Source organism: Vibrio sp. 10N.222.49.C9, from assembly GCF_041474985.1.
GTDB lineage: Bacteria > Pseudomonadota > Gammaproteobacteria > Enterobacterales > Vibrionaceae > Vibrio > Vibrio crassostreae_C.
In genome coordinates this window covers 1-286 of record NZ_JBFRVD010001156.1, presented here as the reverse complement: position 1 = coordinate 286, position 286 = coordinate 1, and the positions used below count along the sequence as shown (strand labels likewise).

Here is a 286-nt window from a genome sequence, read left to right as displayed (position 1 = left end):
CTTAATGCATGGAAGTGCTTATCCCTCACCATGCAATAACGGGTCATATCCATCTTTGAGCCAAAATGCTCTGCCAGGATGCGTTCGCACTCAGGGTCTTGAACGCCGATGAACTTCTGATAAAAGTCATCGGTAATGCGAAGCCCTTGCTCCTGTGCGGCAAACTGCCAGCTTTGTTTATAGACAAATTCAGTGTCAAAGATGAGGCCATCCATATCAAACAGTACGGCTTTCAGCATTTTTGTGTCCCTTTAACTAATCAAGCTCTCTTAATAATGATACCTCA

1 protein-coding gene is annotated in these 286 nt (G+C 44.1%); it reads right to left on the bottom strand.

All coding sequences use genetic code 11. The features are described from left to right. Positions 1-239, bottom strand: a 239-nt coding sequence (locus AB4585_RS27340) for an HAD family hydrolase (protein ID WP_372171886.1), incomplete at its 3' end; no start/stop codon positions are given. Between the last annotated feature and the right edge of the window lie 47 nt (positions 240-286).